The sequence below is a fragment of the Streptomyces sp. SID12501 genome (assembly GCF_010550245.1).
Taxonomy (GTDB): Bacteria; Actinomycetota; Actinomycetes; order Streptomycetales; family Streptomycetaceae; genus Streptomyces.
Genome location: NZ_JAAGLU010000464.1, coordinates 1 through 499, shown reverse-complemented (window position 1 = coordinate 499; position 499 = coordinate 1). Strand labels below are relative to the sequence as shown.

The 499-nt window shown below is 65.9% G+C and carries 1 protein-coding gene; it reads left to right on the top strand.

What is annotated here, in order from left to right:
• On the top strand, positions 1 to 499 hold a 499-nt coding region (locus G3I71_RS46790; protein ID WP_343243301.1), incomplete at both ends, for an aminoacyl--tRNA ligase-related protein.

Below are 499 nucleotides of genomic sequence, written 5' to 3'. Positions count from 1 at the left end.
GGAGTCCGGCTACTCGTTCGTCAACACGCCGCACATCACCAAGGAGCAGCTCTTCCAGATCTCGGGCCACCTCGACTGGTACGCCGACGGCATGTACCCGCCGATGCAGCTCGACGAGGAGCGCGACGCCGACGGCAACGTGCGGCGCGCGGGGCAGAACTACTACCTCAAGCCCATGAACTGCCCCATGCACAACCTCATCTTCAAGTCGCGCGGGCGGTCGTACCGCGAGCTGCCGCTGCGGCTGTTCGAGTTCGGCACCGTCTACCGGTACGAGAAGTCGGGCGTCGTGCACGGCATGACCCGCGGACGCGGCTTCACGCAGGACGACGCGCACATCTACTGCACCCGCGAGCAGATGCGCGACGAGCTCACGAGCCTGCTGACGTTCGTCCTCGAGCTGCTCAAGGACTACGGCCTCGACGACTTCTACCTCGAGCTGTCGACCCGCAACCCCGAGAAGTCCGTCGGCTCGGACGAGGTGTGGGAGGAGGCCACC